At 39.6% G+C, this 16,965-nt stretch carries 23 protein-coding genes; 1 reads left to right on the top strand and 22 read right to left on the bottom strand.

Annotated features, from left to right (window positions below; translation table 11 throughout):
• Positions 1-237: 237 nt before the first annotated feature.
• The 17 genes from L5B83_RS00215 to L5B83_RS00295 form a co-directional block, all read right to left on the bottom strand.
• Complete coding sequence (locus L5B83_RS00215) at positions 238-927, bottom strand: TIGR03747 family integrating conjugative element membrane protein (RefSeq protein ID WP_250363248.1); 690 nt, start codon at positions 925-927, stop codon at positions 238-240.
• Positions 924-1,262, bottom strand: coding sequence for a hemophilus-specific protein (locus L5B83_RS00220; RefSeq protein ID WP_250363249.1), 339 nt, complete (start codon positions 1,260-1,262; stop codon positions 924-926). Before L5B83_RS00220 ends, L5B83_RS00215 begins: the two co-directional genes overlap by 4 nt.
• A complete protein-coding gene (gene traD / locus L5B83_RS00225) occupies positions 1,259-3,487 on the bottom strand; it encodes a type IV conjugative transfer system coupling protein TraD (RefSeq protein WP_035686607.1) in 2,229 nt (742 codons plus the stop codon). The genes L5B83_RS00220 and traD overlap by 4 nt, the downstream gene beginning before the upstream one ends.
• Complete coding sequence (locus L5B83_RS00230) at positions 3,487-3,999, bottom strand: integrating conjugative element protein (protein ID WP_035686610.1); 513 nt, start codon at positions 3,997-3,999, stop codon at positions 3,487-3,489. The genes traD and L5B83_RS00230 overlap by 1 nt, the downstream gene beginning before the upstream one ends.
• Positions 4,000-4,263, bottom strand: a complete 264-nt coding sequence (locus L5B83_RS00235) for a hypothetical protein (protein ID WP_250363250.1) — start codon at positions 4,261-4,263, stop codon at positions 4,000-4,002.
• 30 nt (positions 4,264-4,293) lie between these two features.
• Positions 4,294-5,004, bottom strand: coding sequence for a hypothetical protein (locus tag L5B83_RS00240; RefSeq protein ID WP_250363251.1), 711 nt, complete (start codon positions 5,002-5,004; stop codon positions 4,294-4,296).
• Positions 4,983-5,738, bottom strand: coding sequence for a TIGR03759 family integrating conjugative element protein (locus L5B83_RS00245; RefSeq protein ID WP_250363252.1), 756 nt, complete (start codon positions 5,736-5,738; stop codon positions 4,983-4,985). The genes L5B83_RS00240 and L5B83_RS00245 overlap by 22 nt, the downstream gene beginning before the upstream one ends.
• The gene (gene pilL2, locus L5B83_RS00250) at positions 5,731-6,372 is read right to left on the bottom strand and encodes a PFGI-1 class ICE element type IV pilus protein PilL2 (RefSeq protein ID WP_265777182.1); all 642 of its coding nucleotides are present in this window, start codon (positions 6,370-6,372) and stop codon (positions 5,731-5,733) included. Before pilL2 ends, L5B83_RS00245 begins: the two co-directional genes overlap by 8 nt.
• Before the next feature lie 200 nt (positions 6,373-6,572).
• Entirely contained in the window at positions 6,573-6,809 is a 237-nt protein-coding gene (locus L5B83_RS00255; protein ID WP_250349903.1) for a hypothetical protein, read from the bottom strand.
• A gap of 101 nt (positions 6,810-6,910) precedes the next feature.
• Positions 6,911-7,267, bottom strand: a complete 357-nt coding sequence (locus L5B83_RS00260) for a hypothetical protein (protein ID WP_039163175.1) — start codon at positions 7,265-7,267, stop codon at positions 6,911-6,913.
• An 83-nt stretch (positions 7,268-7,350) separates the two neighbouring features.
• Positions 7,351-8,025 (bottom strand): hypothetical protein, encoded by a 675-nt coding sequence (locus L5B83_RS00265; RefSeq protein ID WP_265777183.1) that lies wholly within the window; start codon positions 8,023-8,025, stop codon positions 7,351-7,353.
• A gap of 121 nt (positions 8,026-8,146) precedes the next feature.
• The gene (locus L5B83_RS00270) at positions 8,147-8,794 is read right to left on the bottom strand and encodes a DUF3560 domain-containing protein (RefSeq protein ID WP_265777184.1); all 648 of its coding nucleotides are present in this window, start codon (positions 8,792-8,794) and stop codon (positions 8,147-8,149) included.
• Positions 8,795-8,905: 111 nt separating this feature from the next.
• Positions 8,906-9,043, bottom strand: a complete 138-nt coding sequence (locus L5B83_RS00275) for a hypothetical protein (protein WP_181021975.1) — start codon at positions 9,041-9,043, stop codon at positions 8,906-8,908.
• A 10-nt stretch (positions 9,044-9,053) separates the two neighbouring features.
• Entirely contained in the window at positions 9,054-9,314 is a 261-nt protein-coding gene (locus tag L5B83_RS00280; RefSeq protein WP_250349898.1) for a hypothetical protein, read from the bottom strand.
• A gap of 97 nt (positions 9,315-9,411) precedes the next feature.
• Complete coding sequence (locus tag L5B83_RS00285; protein WP_265777186.1) at positions 9,412-9,810, bottom strand: heme utilization protein; 399 nt, start codon at positions 9,808-9,810, stop codon at positions 9,412-9,414.
• Between the two features lie 80 nt (positions 9,811-9,890).
• Complete coding sequence (locus L5B83_RS00290; RefSeq protein ID WP_264244671.1) at positions 9,891-10,355, bottom strand: STY4534 family ICE replication protein; 465 nt, start codon at positions 10,353-10,355, stop codon at positions 9,891-9,893.
• A gap of 757 nt (positions 10,356-11,112) precedes the next feature.
• A complete protein-coding gene (locus L5B83_RS00295; RefSeq protein WP_265777188.1) occupies positions 11,113-13,143 on the bottom strand; it encodes a DNA topoisomerase III in 2,031 nt (676 codons plus the stop codon).
• 293 nt (positions 13,144-13,436) lie between these two features.
• On the opposite strand from L5B83_RS00295, the gene L5B83_RS00300 reads away from it, so the two are divergent.
• Positions 13,437-13,688: a hypothetical protein gene (locus tag L5B83_RS00300; protein ID WP_080737768.1), complete on the top strand. Its 252-nt coding sequence runs from the start codon at positions 13,437-13,439 to the stop codon at positions 13,686-13,688.
• Here L5B83_RS00300 and L5B83_RS00305 read toward each other — a convergent pair.
• The 5 genes from L5B83_RS00305 to L5B83_RS00325 form a co-directional block, all read right to left on the bottom strand.
• Complete coding sequence (locus tag L5B83_RS00305; RefSeq protein ID WP_039163722.1) at positions 13,654-14,580, bottom strand: hypothetical protein; 927 nt, start codon at positions 14,578-14,580, stop codon at positions 13,654-13,656. The two genes, L5B83_RS00300 and L5B83_RS00305, sit on opposite strands and share 35 nt — an antisense overlap.
• A gap of 111 nt (positions 14,581-14,691) precedes the next feature.
• Complete coding sequence (locus L5B83_RS00310; protein ID WP_039163720.1) at positions 14,692-15,171, bottom strand: hypothetical protein; 480 nt, start codon at positions 15,169-15,171, stop codon at positions 14,692-14,694.
• 22 nt (positions 15,172-15,193) lie between these two features.
• Positions 15,194-15,706: a single-stranded DNA-binding protein gene (gene ssb, locus L5B83_RS00315; RefSeq protein WP_265777189.1), complete on the bottom strand. Its 513-nt coding sequence runs from the start codon at positions 15,704-15,706 to the stop codon at positions 15,194-15,196.
• 200 nt (positions 15,707-15,906) lie between these two features.
• The gene (locus L5B83_RS00320; protein WP_039163716.1) at positions 15,907-16,248 is read right to left on the bottom strand and encodes a hypothetical protein; all 342 of its coding nucleotides are present in this window, start codon (positions 16,246-16,248) and stop codon (positions 15,907-15,909) included.
• 178 nt (positions 16,249-16,426) lie between these two features.
• A complete protein-coding gene (locus tag L5B83_RS00325; protein ID WP_265777190.1) occupies positions 16,427-16,939 on the bottom strand; it encodes a DUF3158 family protein in 513 nt (170 codons plus the stop codon).
• Positions 16,940-16,965: the final 26 nt, after the last annotated feature.

Raw genomic sequence — 16,965 nt, forward strand, 5'->3', positions numbered from 1 at the left:
CGACAACTCCTTAACTTAAATTGATTCGGGTTAAGGTTGCCAAAAACACAATGGGAATTTAATGAGAAATTCTATTCAGAATTGAGAGAGTTTTTAGGGAAAAAATAGATACAGCGTCAAAGGTATTGTTGAGGCTCACGAAAAAGATAAATAATCTGATACTCAGATTAAACGACATAATAATATTGAAGGAAATAATTCCTATTTCCTTCAAATTTCATTCTATGCAGTGCGACGTTATAAATATTTTTTAAAGCTCGCTGCCGTAATACAAATAGATAAACCAAATAAAAATGCGGCAGGAATTAAAATAATATTCGGGTAAACAGAAACAGGAATGGACAAATAAAGTACCCAAGAGCCTATCATCACAGGCTTAATGTAGCGTCTTGCATGGTGATACAAAAAACTTGATTCTCGTCCTGAGCCAAATTTACGCAAATCACGCATCATTAATCCCTCCGTAAAACCTGCAAAGGCGGCTAATAGAAACAACGGACTGGTAAAAATAATCACAATCAACCGCACAACAAAGGTAATCGACACATAAATAATGGACTCTAAATAGGCTCGCGTATAATGGTAAATCAAGTATTCCCAATCACTGTGTTTGTTGGGTGACTGTAACCAAGGCTGAAACCCAGTTTTCACAAATAGCCAATCATGCAAAGTGAGGGTAATAGTATTGGCAAGCTCACTCGGCGAATAACCAAAGAGGCTGCGTGTTGCACTTTCTGAAATCCAGCCTAATTCCTGAATCATCATCGCTTGGCTATGCCGATGACCTTGTTCAGGCCAAATAAAGGCAATCCCTAACCATTCAAAGAGAATGCTTAATAATAGAGAGATAAACAATGCAGCCAATAAGGCTGAAACTGTATGACAAGGCCCCTTTTTCTTGCTTGAACTTGAGGTTTGTTCACTCACTGAAGTGCTTCCTTATGCGATAACTGACAGTGAATAAGGACGTAACCTTGCTCATTTTTCGTTGACACCAAATAAAAGCAGGTTCGTTGTTTTGCAATATCTTCTTCGCGTAAAGGAACATCACTGGCTGTCCACAGTGAGATGCCCTCATCGGCATACTTTGTGGCAAATTGATGCACGGAATCTTGGCTTTCGACCCATTTATTTAAATAGGGCTCGAGATAAAAAAGCAGCGCTTCAGCATTTGGTAGCCCACTTGACACCGCAAAGGCTTCCTCAAAATTAATATATTGATTCGGTAAATCAAGCACATTGGTTTCATTTTCAAACATCATTCTTCTTCTCCTATATCATCATCGGTATCCACTTGACTAATGGCATCACTTTCCTCTTCGGGCATATCTATATCGTTACCCCAATCCACCTCTACCTTGGCAATGCGTTCTTCTGCAATCATCTCTTCAAATGAACTCGCAATATCTTTTGAGGGAGTATATTCCTTAAACGCAGGCTCCCACCAATTTGTCGCCACATGGTAATGCTTTTGCATTTTCTCCAAAAGTTCTTGCATCGAAGCGGGGATCACATCGTCTTTATCAATGGCAGGCAGTGGCATTCGCACTTTATATAACGTACTCCCGTTCATCAGAATAAATGCTTGCCCCTTAGGGAGGTTGGTGACATTCGCCACATCTAATAATGGCACTTCTTTTTGTGAAATCCGCTCTCCTGTATTGGAGGTAAAGGCTTTGTCATCATCAGGATTGCTTGAGTCGGTCACACTAGAGGTAACCATACTCTGTAAAATCGTCACCCGATGCAGTTGATCGGTAAGCAATTTTGCGGTTTCAGGCGATTTAACCCGAAACATAATCAAAGTATTAAAATTACCAATAGTTTGCTCGGCTTTGGCACGATTACCTAAACGGGCTTCAATATCGGCAATGGTTTGGGTATAGGCGGTCACTTGCATACCTGCCCCACGTCCTTTATTGATAAGGGGGATAAATTCATCGCCCATTAGCTCATTAAACTCATCGCAATGTAAATTGATTTTTACGGGTTTATTTGAACCGCCAAATGTCTCAGGTAATCCTTCATTTACGCCGTGCTTATAAATATGTCCAGCCATTGAAACGAGATCGGCAAACATACTATTACCTACCGCCGCTGCAACCGTGGCATCAGAAAGCGCATCAAGCCCAACATACACAATGCCCCGTTTACGTATCACCTCTTCCCAATCAAAAATTGGTCGTTCATCATTCACATCCGTATAGTCTGGCGATAATAACTCTTCGATTTTCCCCGTGGTCAATTTTTCCAAGAGCGGTAATAATGACGCCACAATCTTATCAAAATAGGTTTTATCATAACGTACAGCCGTCGCCAATCCTTCAAGCACAGGATCGAAGATTTTATTTTCCAAAATATATTGATTGATCACCCAAATCAGTGGGCGGTCTTTCATACCAAAGGATAAATTTTTTACATCAACGCCTGCGGCAATGCTTAATAGCTGTGGCCAAAGTGCAGGATCACGGGCATCAAAATAGGTTTTCGCATAATTAAGAAACAGAGAATCAATATTTTGTACAAAACGAGAAATTTGCGAATAATTTGGGCGTTCCCCCATTTCAACCAAGGCTCTCGCAACAATATTGACAAAACGCCAAGCAAATTCTTTAAAGGCGGCAGAATTACCCGCGCCACTTAACTGCCCTGAAATCCGCCCTGCAACCTCTGAAACACGCCCAAAGCGTCCAATCGGGTTATAGCGTGCTGAACGTTCAGGATAGCCCAAATGGAACATATAAAATTCCTTATCACGCCCAGCCCGTTTCGCTTCGGCATACATCCGTTTTAACATATCGGGATCGCCTTTGGGATCAAAAAAGACAACCACTTCACGCTCGGCTTGCGTTTTTCCTCGATGAATATCTTGCGTAACAAGGACCTCAGCAAAACGGGTTTTCCCTACCCCCGTCGTGCCAAAAACTGCTGTATGCCCACCGCGTGAATTTAACGGCTGCATCACATCAATTTCATTGACTTCAATCCCGTGAATAGCGGGAATTCCCTCAACAGGCGGTAAGGGTCTGACGGGATTAAAAGGAGAATCTGAGGTGGTGAACTTGGTGATCACATTATCGTGATGTTTTTCATATTCTCTAGCACGCAGAAAGAGTTTAGATGGGCGAAGGTATTTTTTTCCCTCTGCTGAAAAGCAATCATATAATCGCTGAGTATGTTCAGGTTGCCATTCAAATCCTCGACCAAGAAATAAAAATTTCTGACTAACAGGAATTTGACGACTAGTTAACGCATAATAAGGTAATCGCTTTAAATTCCTATGGTAACGCACAATACGCCACCCTTGTCGAAAGCGAAAATAACTGATCCCGCCAAAGCCTGCGGCAAGTCCATAGCCAATCATCGGATTTAAGGCAAGAGACCAAGGTGCTACCGCACAAATATAGGCACAAGCGGCGTGAGCCGCAGCGGGATAAAATTCCACAGGGGGACGCAGTAGCCCTTCTAATAAATACTTCGATGCCATTATTGTGATACTCCTGTTTCAGTGATTAGTGCAGGATAATGATTCAGCTTCAAACGGCGGCTTAAATCGTCCGCACTGGTTGGTAATAATGGCAAATTTGGGGCAAGCTCGCGTAGTGCGGTCAATTCCTCAAGGGTTGCTACATTCACCACTAATCCCACTGCTTGATTGGCTAATAATACGTCATAATGTTGTTTAAGCCATTGACGAGATAAGTTATCTACTCCCACTAAAAACAGTGGCGACATTCCTGTCAAGTCAAGGGCTATTGGATTAACTTTGCCAGGGGTTAAACGATGGGAAACCACAGGGAGCATATCGGCCTCACTAATGGTATCGGGAATTGCATTCGGGAAATGGGAGGTATTTTCATCCGCCTCAGGCTGAATTCCTTCATAAAAACGCACCGCACTTTCACCACCTAAATCAGCAATAACGGGCAATTCTGCCGAAACGGTACTTGTGCAGAAAACAAACATCGCACTCAACATGAGCGAACGAAGTCGGTTCATTTATTTTCTCCTTAAAAAACACACATAGATGAAATAACCTATCGCCGCAAAATTCAAACTAATGAGTAGCGTAACCCAATAAATCTGATTAAATAAGGCTTGATAGGCTAAAGGGTAACCTTGCAATCTAGCTAATTGAGCTATCGTTGTCTCAAAATGGTCAGGTGAGAAAAAATAGAGCCATACACAACCATAAACGACGAGAAAACAAACCCCAACGCTGAAAATAAATTTGATAATGGCAGCAATTTTTTTATTCATCATATTTCAAATCTCGTAAATTTCTCTTATCGTTTATTTTGGCTCAATCCAAACAAGCTGTGTACTTTGTGGTTCAACCCAAAAAATCCCTTGATTTTTCACCGCACTTTTAGGGGTAACCCAAGCGTAGTTTTGTTCGTTTAAATGGATTAGATTATTCGCAATTTGTTTATGCAGTCGATAACGCTGACCTTGATACGCAAGAAATTGCGCAACCGACATACCTTTACGCATACCATTACGACGCATATTGCGAATATCTTCGGCATTCGCACGCCCTAACAAGGCTCGATGTAAGCCCTCCAAACCAATGTTATGAGCAAGATAGAGATGTTCATCAGTCGGTTTAATGCCACGTAAGGCAAACTGTTCTAAATGCCAACGGGCTAATAAGGCTGTAGCATAGGTATTTGTGCGGCGATGACGCCGCGGATCGGATTTTGTGCCACGATTGGAGGGCGTAATTAATCGCATTCCAAGCATTTTCCCTCGCGTACTCTGTGCTAACCAATTCCACGTTTTTTGCGTAAACTGTCCAACGCCTAATGCCCCTGTTGGCGAACGTTTTCCATACCAGCCATCTTCCATCTTTACTAAACCTCTTAACATCGCCTCACTCACTTGATAATGTCGTGCCGCATTATGGATATCTTGATCGATGTCTTGACCAAAACTAAACGCCTGTGCCGAAACCGTACAGGTACACAACAGAAAAATACCCACTAATAAACGAGTGATTGCCATTGTCCGTCCTGTTGAATTTGAAATGCGGCGGGCATTTTGCCTTTCGCATACTGCAACCAATACCCCGTATCGTGATTTAGGGTAATTAACCGTTTTTTCACCTTAATCGGATCAATGTGATGTTTCTTCGCCCACGCTTGAATCGCTTTATCATTCCCGCCGACGATATAAATATCGACAGGGGTGCTATTCCCTACATGGGAAAGAATACGGCTCACATCCGCCTCACATTTTGCACAGTTGTCTAAACGGGTAAAATAAATCACCCGTCCAGCCGATTGTGAAATATGCGGTTCAACCTCAAACGGCAATTCATTAGGATAAAGTTTGGCAAAGGCTTTATCATAGGCACGCTGAAATGCAAGCTCCCGTTCAACACGTTCATACATCTTACGGGCTAAGAGTTCAGCATATCGGGTACGTTCTTCCTCGGTTTTTGCTTCAATGCCCAAGGTCGTTAAGGGGTCAAGATTCGGCGACCATATTCCCCGCTCCCCTTTTTGTAATTCAAGGTAACGTTGCCATTCTTCAGTGGTCAATCCCCATTCCTGGGCTTTCTGTTGTAATTCGGATTGGGTGAGGGGATGTGTATCTAGCTGCTTTTCAAGGGGTGTCGTGTGGCTTGATGTTGCTGAAAGTAACGACGAAGAACGCGTTAAGGGATCCGCATTTCCCTGAAACGAAATGCCTATCCCCAATATGGACAATGAAACCCACTGAGCCAATTTATTCATTGATCACCTCAGTTTCTGTCGTGGTTGAAATGATTTCGACACGTTTGGTTTCCATATCAATGGGCTTATCACGTGGTGTAAAACACACCGTACGATTAAACGCATTTAACGTCATTGCGTATGCGGGACCTGCCAACATTTGGAGGGCTTCACGAAGTTTGATTGGTCCAAATTGACGATGAACTTTAGGGAGCGGTAGCGAAAAGAGCGACGCTGTTTGATTAAAATGAGAACCTGCACAAAGACGCAATCCTGTGCCTGACAAGGTGCGTGTTAAACCTTGTTCAACGGTTACCACATTAAGTTTTTTTTTCTTTGGCAACATATTTACCGTCACCATCTGTTCCAGTAAATACTTCTGTCCCTCTTCTGGTGAAGTGTTCACAAGCGTATAACGACCCTGACGGATTATTTGTGTTTTAGATTCATCTAAGCTTTGATAAATATCTGGCACAATAACTTGCTCAAATTTCACTGAAGGCGGAGAGGTATTTTGTCCAATAACCACTTCTGGCTCGGGCAAGCCCTGTGTTTCAGTAGCCGTTGATAAACCTTGTTGAGGGTGTTGAACACAACCGATCATTGTCACACTCACACACCCTATAATTAAAAGTGAAAAATAAGATTTTTTCATTGTTCTTCTCCAAAGCTAAATTGATGAATTATTGCTTTACTATGGAGAAGATAAAATGGAAGTGGAATAATTTTTTATTCTGGCAATAGAAATAAATAAACGTATAGCATTCTTGCCATTAAGTCATACATTTAGAGAATAAATGGCAATAAGAAACCCGTTTATTACACAATAAACGGGTTATGGTTAGTGAGTTAATTTTACTTACATAGAACAGGATTACCTTCAGTATCAACTTTTACCGTTAAAACTTCATTTTTTATCCTTAAGTAAGTAACATCATCAATACAAATTTCTTGTATTGGCGAACGAGAAAAAATAGCCTCTCCAGTCACGTTCTCATATATCAACATAACGATTAGTGAAAGTAAAATAACGGCTGAAATAAAAAATAACCCTATCAATAAATTAGGTAAATATTCCTTTTCATTGTTCATAAGTTCACCTCAATTTTTATTCAAAATTTCAAGGAAAACCTCCCATAGGGAAAGTTTCCCTTATGGGATATAGTACGACGAACATTCGCCATACTTGGACGTTAATGTAATGTGGATTTGATTTCTTCCACTTTTGCTATAAACGCATTAAGCGTGTTAATCGCTTCACCATCAATACAAAAATGGCTGTCGAAACCATTTACAAAGGTGAATACCTTAACTCGCTCATCGCCCTCCTCTAAACTAATCTGTTCAAAAAAGAGACTTTCGAGTCGTCCAATAACGAGGCTTTGGTAAATATTGCCAAGATGAGGAATGTCCTCACAACCTCGAGCCACTTCCCAAACCTCGCTATCTTCAATTGTGGCATTAAAGTGATAAAGAATACCCTCCCAGTCTGCTAAATTTTGGCTAACAGAATGGAGATAGAGTTCAGGCATAATATTATTGCAGTACATATGTGTTTCTCCTAAATAATCAATCAGAGAGAAACACACCCTAAAGGGAAGTATTTCCCTCTAGGGTTAAGATGGTGTAATAATTAGTTTGCTCGTACAGATAAAGCTACTTGTCCTTTTTCTTGTTCAATGAGCATTAAGGCATCATTGAGCAAACGATGAACTTGCTTTTTCCATTGTTGCAATAATTCCCACGGATTTTGTGGCACTTCAGCAAAACCACGTTGTTTTACAAGTTCAATGACACATTGAGCTTTGTTCATAATGCTTTCAAGCTCAATGAGCAAACTTTTTACCAAGTACGTTTTACCTGGCGAAATAAAAGAGAAATTACGCATTTGTGCATTGATTTGTTCCATTGCCTCTAACGCCTGCTCTGAGATTAGTTGAAAATCCCAGTGTGTTGGTTTGAGCTCGAATGGACGCCCAAAAGCTAAAAGTGCGTGACTGCCATTTAACAATTGTTGACATTGTTGAATAAAGGCTGGGTTTTGCATTGTTTTTTGAAAACAAGCATGTTCTGGCTCAAACGCCTGAATACAGGCAAAATCCATACTCATTGATTCATCACATTCAATTTCACGTTGGCACTGTGATAATTGACGATAGAACCCTTTCACTGAAGACAGATGCGTCAACTCACTGACACGATCGCAGAGTTTATAGGTTAAATAGATGAATCGTTGCTGAATATTTTTTACGGTTTCATCGTAAATTTGAGCCGCTTCCAAAACTTGGTTTACCGTTAATGTTGTCATGGTGTTTCTCCTTAATTGATAAAAAATGAAAGGGAAACGCCCCATAAGGGAATGTTTCCCCTATGGGTGAATAAAGTGCGGTCAATTTTCACTGCACTTTTAACGTTAAAGATAAATGCAATTAGCCCCAAAGCCGCTGAGCTAGCTCAACTTTTTTCGCCAATTCATTGACTTTTTTCTTGGCGTAAGTGAGTGAATAGCTATGCTCGCGTTTTTCTGGATTACCCTTCAAATCTTGATGATTTTCCTTGGCTTTAGCCAATTCAAACTGAAAATACGCAAGACTTTCTGGCATAGATAAATCAATCGTTTCGGCGCGTTCTTGCCAATAAGCGATTTTGTCCTCGTAGCGCTCAGCTTTTTGCATTTCCTCAACAGATTTATCCATCCGTCTTGCATTACGTTCAATTAAAGCACGATGACGTTTTTCACTATGATGTCCGACTTTAATCGGCTCTGCCAAACGTAAAAACTCACGTCCTTCATTAGCGGCCTCACAGTATTGCTCGCTACGATGCTGAGCATTGTTCGCACAATCTTGATAGCGTTCTGCTTTTTGTAATGCGTGGGTTTGACGATTGATTCCATCACAACGCACAAAAGAATAAAAATAGGCATCATCTTGTTGTTTAACAAGATTAAAGATTTCTACTTCCGTTTCTTTTCCATATCTACTGGTCAGTGTAATAATGTCGCCACGTTGATGAGGTTCTGCACATTTTGCCAAAAATACATTTGGGACAAATTTTGCGTAAGTGTTAAGTGACATAAGATATTCTCCTAATAAAATGGGGAATATCTGCCCCACAAGGGAAAATATTCCCCTATGGGTATTGAACGGAATCTACTTATTCAAAATAAGCAGATTTAATGTGAAATGTTAACGGGATTTGGCTCGTTTATCTGCTTTCGTATTTTTACCTGAAATCAGATCCCAATTAGCCCAATATACCAAAGCGGTAAAAGTACCTGCTGCCAGGACTAAAACACTTGATACACCTAATAACCACCAGTTCATACAAGCCTCCTTAGCGATGTTGCTTCGTGCGTTTGACTGGTTTATGTGCCTTTTTTGACATTATATCTGCCACATAATTGAGAAGCAAACCTAATAACCAAAAGGTAATACCAACAGTTAAGAGTACGAAAGCCTCTATTTCATCAATATTATCTTTAGCTAAGACAAAACCAATCAATCCAACGCCAGCGATGGTTCCCGCTTTACGAAAATCCTCCGCAATATATTGCAACGTTTTCGCTGGAATTTTGTTAAAAAATTTGTGAATCATATCGTTCACCGCCTTTCATAAAATTAAGGGAACGACACCATAAGGGACATCATTCCCTATGTGGGGTTGAGTGAATGTTAAAACAGGCAATCAACGGTTAATCATCGCGATAGATATCACCTGAAACCGTATTAACTGCCCCCTGTATCCGTTGTGCTTGTACATCACCATTCACGGTTTTAACACTACCAAACACATCGCCGTGTATCGACACATCACCATTGACCGTTTCAATGCGTTCGACATTACCTGTTACCGCAATGTCAGCAACATTGCCTGCATCAAGGTGATTCACATTGCCAAAGACTTCAATGTGTAAGACGGGTGCTTTTTCAAGCACAATCACCTGACCATCAATGGTAAGCTGTGGGGCTTGAATTGACACTCGTCCATTCTCTATTGAGATGGTTTGTGATGAGGCGACCATATTTTTCACATTGCCGTGAGCAATCTGAGTGAAGACAGGTTTTCCGTTAACATAAATACCTTGTTTCATTGTATTCTCCTTCCAAAAAGAAAAATGAGGATAAAGAAAAAGACTGACAAGCGTGCCAGTCTTTCCGTTGAGTGTAATGATTAAGCGTTTGGTGTGGCTAATTCTACATTGGCATCTTCAACATGTTCTGTTTTTGCTTCAGTAGAGCTAGAATATTTGAGTTCACCATCAATTTTAATCATTTTGATATTAATCAAGCGACCTTTCAATGCCACGCCTGTATCACCTTTCTTGTGATTTTTACCGTCTTTTTGATAGGTAAACGTATCAAACCAAAGGTCTGACATCACAAAGGCGACTAGGACTTTTTTGTTAGCATTTACAGCATCTTGACAACGTTTAACCAGATTTGCCGTATCTTTTCCAACCACATTACAGTTGAAAAAACGGTATTCAGGCTGAGATGATTCCCCTACTAATGCAGCAATATCACAAGAGTAGAAAGGCGTTCCTTTTTTCGGCTCAACTAAACGAATATTGTTCAAGTAGCCTAAACCTTGAGTATGAAGGTTAAAGAAATTTTTTTGTGTAGATGAGTTAGACATAATGTTTCTCCTAAAGTAAAAATAAAAAAAGCGGAGAAACATCCTTACCCAACACGGGAAAAATGTTCCCCGCCAGGGTTAACAGATGAGGCAGCATTCCTGTTTTCACAGCGTCATCTTTCAGAATGCTGATGACATTTCGGCTGGTATTAACACAACTACCACATCGGGCTAGTCCGTTGCTCTTTCAAGTGTTTGGCAACTTTTAAGGGCTACAAAGTAGCAACTTAACGTCTCCATTTAACCGCAAATGCCAAGTACTTTCATAGTAAAAATTAAAAAAACAAAGAAAATAATTTTACGCTGACCAAAAGCAAATAAGCCATTGATGACAAATCTCATCAATGGCTTATTCACTTTTTAAGATAACAATCTGAAAAAAGATTGTGAAAGGTTGACCAATATAAACGGATTTTTGAAACCAATCCATCTTCGTTACAATGTTTGATTTCCTATCGCATCTACCTGATTACATTGTGGTCTTTAATCAGTATAACGGAGGCATCTCAATCGATACAAAGGGCACCCAATTTTTCACCAGTGGGCTCTGGCTAGGATAAAGAAGCAACGTATTGCTAAGTCGTCATACCACTTAATAAAATGCGATGACGATTTAGCAATCACGCGATTGTCGATAAAAAGATAAAATACACACTCCCAATATCACTGAACCCTCTTTCAGAGTGCTAAGGGTATTTCGGCACAACATTGATGACCGACAATGTTAAAACGGCTTACTTTTGCCTGCCATACTACCTTATTTGACGGATTGACGCAAATTTGCAAATTGTTGAGAAAGGTTAATCGATGTCGCTTTTCTGGCAGAGGATTTTTTCTTGGCGTTTGATTCAATATATTTGCATTGTGGATAGCCCGTACAACCCCAGAAGTCCCCATTTTTCCCTTTCATTTTTCGAAGTCCCTTACCGCATTGCGGGCATTTTTTAATGGCTATATTGCCCATTTTGATACTTTGATGCCCACAGGTTTGAATAAGATGACGAATAAACTGTTCTTGCTTTTGCATAAATCCTTGCAAGCTCATTTGGTTCTCGGCAATTTGGTTTAAGGCTTGTTCCCACAATGCCGTTAAACCAGGATCTTTTAATACCGTCGGTAAATTATCAATCAACATGACACCTGCCTCTGTCGCCACAATGGATTTCCCTTTTTTCTTGATATAACCACGATCATAAAGGGTTTTCATAATACTGGCTCGAGTGGCTTCTGTTCCCAACCCCTCCGTTTCGCGTAATTGTTTCTTTAGCCGTTCATCGGTAACAAAACGGGCAACATTCACCATTGCCGTGAGCAAGGTGCCTTCTGTATAGTGTGCAGGTGGCGTGGTTTTAAGTGACTTAACTTCTGTATTCATCACCCTCAATATTTGTCCACTATTCAGTATTGGCAAACCTTGTTTCTCTCCCTGTGCATCTTTAGAGGAACGAAACAAAGCTTTCCACCCTGAAACCACAATCACTTGACCTTTGGCAATGAATTGATGTTCGCCACAAGATAACCGAATTTGGGTTTTATCCACTTCAAAGTGCGGTAGAAATTGAGCGAGATAACGACGACGAATTAAGTCATAAACCTTAAACTCATTCTCGTCCATTTTGCTAATATCGACGGGCTGTGTTGTGGGAATAATCCCGTGGTGAGCGGTAATTTTTTTATCATTCCACGCACGGGATTTTTGGCTCAAATTAAGCTGTGTTCGTAAAGGCTGTAACTTGGGATCTGACTGCATTAGGCTACCGATGACCTGAGGCACTTCAAGTAATTGTGCTTCAGGGAGATAACCGCAATCCGTACGCGGATAGGTGGTTGCCTTATGTTTTTCATAGAGGGATTGGGCAATATCAAGCACTTGTTGCGTTCCTAAATCATAGAGGCGATTACATTCTGCCTGCAAATCACTTAATGCAAAAAGTAACGGCGGGCTTTCTTTTTCTCGCTTTGTTTCTACATTCTGCACGCACACTTGACCCGCTTGACGAATCTGTTGTTCAGCCTCCTGAACAACCTTTATCTCTAAACAACGCCCCTCTTCATCACAATATTGCTCTGGTACAAAAAGCGTTGCAAAAAAAGAGGTCGCCTTGTCGGAGTTTACTTGAACGAGCAGGGCATAATGAGATTTTGGCACAAAATTCGCGATTTCCTTATCTCGATTCACCACGAGAGCCAATGTAGGGCTTTGCACTCGTCCTACCGAAAGCGGCGGACCTTGATAGCCTTGTTGTTGTGCCAAAAGGGTAAACATTCGACTAAAATTCATTCCAATTAACCAATCTGCCCGACTACGGGCAAGCCCAGCATAATAAAGTGGCAAGGTTTCTTCATTGGTTTTAAGTTGGCTGAGTGCTTTACGCACACTGATCTCATCAAGTGCGGTGATCCATAGCCGCTGAATATGTCCACGATAGCCCGCAATATCTAATAACTCACGGGCGATCGTTTCTCCTTCACGATCAATATCGGTTGAAATTACTACCGTGCGTGCTTTTTTCAGCAATGTCATCACGGTTTTATATTCTTTTTTTGCATCGGTTTTAGGGGAAACTTGCCATTGTGAAGGAATAATCGGGAGGGTATCTAATCGCCACGCTTTAAGTGCAGGATCGTATTGTTCTGGTGAGAATTGCTCAACTAAATGCCCTCTTGCCCAAGTCACAACGATTGTGCCATCAGCAGTAGATAAATAGCCTTCCCCTTTTTGTGTTGCCCCCAAAACTTTTGCAATATCCCGCCCCTGACTGGGTTTTTCGCATAGAAATAGTTTCATCTAATTACCATTAAATAACATTTTTAATGGTTTCATTTAATCAATAACAATATTGACTCACAATTTTTTATTCTATCTAAATCTAAATAAATAAAACAATCATCAAGATTAGGCAATAATGAGATTTTTGTTCAAATACACTCCAAGGCTCACTTTTGCAAAATTGTTCTTATCTGATTTAAACTTCTCCTCCTATTTATCTTATTATTAAATTGATTTAATGCCGAACTTTGTTCTATTCCTATGATAAAGTTTGGGCATTATTCAATTCTTATTAACTAGGAGATAGGTTAATGAACAAATATCAAAATGACGCATTATCAAATCGAGCTATTCTTAATAATGGTGAATCACCTGAATGCAATCAATGTGACGAGCCTATTATTTTTTCATTACAGGACAATTATCATCATTTTTCTCTTAACTTATCCACCTTACTTGAATGCTTGAAATTTGCTGAAAACGAAAACGTTATTCCACCTATTCCTGAAACTTGGTGGGACGAAATCTCTAAGATAGTAGAAATTCCCTCTCACCCTCTCTAAAAGTAAAACCCTTCTCTTGAGCAACTTCTTTGGCTAGTTTTATAAGTGATTTATTATTTTCTTTTATTTTTTCACTTAATTTAGTTTGATCAAAATGGATAAGGTTTTCAATATATTTCGGCTCCAGTTCTAACTTATCTTCATAAATAAGTTTATTATTTAGCATTACTTGAAATAGCAGTGTTTCAATTAATGTATGTTGATTTAACTTAGTCTCATGAGCAATAAAGCAAAACTCCAAACTCTGATAACCATCTGTGTTATTGCATATCTTACCATTGTCAATTGCAAGCTCTTGACAGTTTTCTAAAGCCTGAGCCAAACGGCTTTTAAGATCAATTTTTCGATAAAACAATGTATTCGCTCGCATAAAATACATTAGCATAAAAGGAATATTTATCAGAGTGGAGCCAGGATAAAGATAAGCTTTACTATCAAAGTAATCATTCAATAAAATGCGTGCAAATGATTTACTTATATATATTCCCGTGTATTTAGAAATGAGATAAATCATACGATCAAAGTTTAGGACAAGCTTTTGGATAATTGAACGAACAAGAGGATTGACTTCAGCTTTTCTAGTTTCTTTATTATATTCTTGCCGTTTAGCACGGTAGGGGCAATAATCATAATCTTCCTGATAATAAGAGGCTAATCCCGACAAGGAATAATTGATATGCTTACCATAAGGTTTATCAGTATTACGCAGTTTTTTGTAAAGTCCAATAACTTGTACGGGTCCATTACAAGCAGGACAAATTGCATACTGATTAATTTCACCAGAAACATTTCGGCGATTAAACAACTTAGATTTATGCGTTTTTTCTTCAAAAAGTTTTTTCTCTATAGGGTAATTCTGAGTATCATTTTGATCAAACTTTATTCTATCCATAGTGCCTCCTATACCTCACTACATTCAATCATAACATTTACGGACTCATGAGCAAATAAAAAAGCCCAATCATTAAGATTGGGCAACACTGAGGTTTCAGAGCAAATAAACCTATTTAACCGCTTTTAAAATATCCGCTTTGATTTGATTAGCAAAGTCTTGAGAGCCTTTCACTTTCCAAGAAATAAGGGTATTTCTGCCCTCTTTTTCTAAGGTAACTGAGGCATAATATCGCCCCTCTTTACCAAAAGAATCCGCCATTCGATAATAAACGCCAGGCGTTTTTTCATGGACATAGCCACCTTCAGCAATCGCAGCTTTCTTCCAAGCACAGTTCTTATTTGATTCAGGATCGCATTTCAGCATTTCTTCCATTGTTTCAAACCCTACATTACGCTTAATGCGTACATACAGGGTATCAATATCTCGTTTAGAGGTTAAGGTATCCGAGAATTGTTGTTTATCTGCATTGATCGTACGATTAATTTCTCCTGCCCAATCGCCCACTTTTTGATTGATCGCAGAAAGTTCTGCACAACCTGAGAGAATGCCCAATATAAAAAGTGCGGTCGTTATTTTTAATGTTTTCATTATATCAACTCCGAATTGCTAGCTAGAAAGGAATCTGATCATCGTCAAAGCCATCATCAGGGATAGGCGGTGGTACAGGCTGAGATGCTGAAGTTTGAGTTTGTGGTGTTTGGTAGGCAGGCTGACTCTGTTGCGCATATTGATTACGACCTTGTTGTGCCGCTCCAACTTGCGTTGCCTGCCCTGCTTGATAGCGCTCAGGACGGCTATCTAACATTTGAAGTACATCGCCTTGGATTTCTGTGGTGTATCGATCTTGCCCATTTTGGTCTTGCCATTTACGGGTTCTTAGTCGCCCTTCGATATAGACTTTCGAGCCTTTGCGTAAATACTCGCCGACAATCTCAGCTTGACGACGATAAAATACAATCCGATGCCATTCCGTTAATTCACGTTTTTCACCTGTCGTTTTATCTGTCCAACTTTCGCTCGTTGCCACACTCATATTCGCCACAGCTTCGCCATTCGGCATTGTTCTCACTTCAGGATCTACACCAAGATTCCCCACGATAATCACTTTATTAATCCCTGCCATAATGTTGTCCTCACAAATGATTGATAATTGACGTTATCTGTATTAAACGTGATTTTAGTCAGGAATAAAGGGGGTAATTCAATTTCAATTTTAAATAATTATTGAGTTGCTATGGTTTACTTTAATTGTGAATGAAATTTCTATCTTTGACATAACAACCTCCATTATAAATAACGTGTCAAATTAATTACCTAACTACTCTATTTTTTATCTACCAGATAAAAACCGATATAAGTACCATCTAGTATTTCATCTTTACACTTATCATTGCTTCTATTTAACTTTATTTCTATTGGTAAATTAAATTGCTCAACTAGGGAAAGAAATCTATTCTGGCTTAAATAAAATGCAAAAACCTGTTTTCCATTTGAAAAATCATATATATCTGCACTATCCCCATAATGGGAACTTAAGTAAGTATAAAGTGTCAAATTACGGCTTTCACCTAACAATAAGTCTTGTTGTATACTTTTTGAATCTTCCCACGATGTAATGCTGTACGTTATATCAATAAAATGATTAAAATCTATTTGATGCTCCATTACTAATACTCCCCTATTACTCAGTGATTGTTATCTATAACCTATCCAAAGGTAATGCCATTTTTCGTTAAGGTAAGGGGCTTGCCCCCTTACCTTTAAAAGGCCTTTTGTATCCAGCGAGTACAAACTTTGAAAATCCAATGAGTACAAACTTGAAAATCCAGCCATTACAAACGTTTTAATTAGACGACAGTTCACCTTGAATGATGGCTTCAACTTCGGTTAATTTATCAATGGTTGAGGATAATTGTCGCATCATCGAATTTAATACCGACATTTGCATATTTAACACTAACCGTTCTTTTTCCATCTGAGCAATACGTTTTTTAATGCCGTCAGATACCGTACTATCTTCAACCAATCCTTTCCAAATCAACCCGCCTTTTTCAGCGGATTGGTTAGTTTGCCCAATAGTAATACGCCAACGTAAAAAATGGCCCCCTGAAGAAGAGGCTTTATCTTGCATTAAACGAAACCCTAAGGCTTTTGTAATTTCATTGCTTCTCAGTTTCTGAACAACATCTTGATGTTGACTGATTAAATGCTCTCTCACTTGATAAAGCGAGAGCTGTAATTGTTCGCAATCCTCTATGCTGGCTATCTCACTAAAAAACTGTTTCAATGCCAAATTAAGTGGGGTATGCACCGCTAAATCACGGTACATACTTTTTGGAATTAACTCATTTTTCATTCTTTCCCTCTTAGCACTGTGCCATT

Source organism: Avibacterium sp. 21-599 (assembly GCF_026226765.1).
Classification (GTDB): domain Bacteria; phylum Pseudomonadota; class Gammaproteobacteria; order Enterobacterales; family Pasteurellaceae; genus Avibacterium.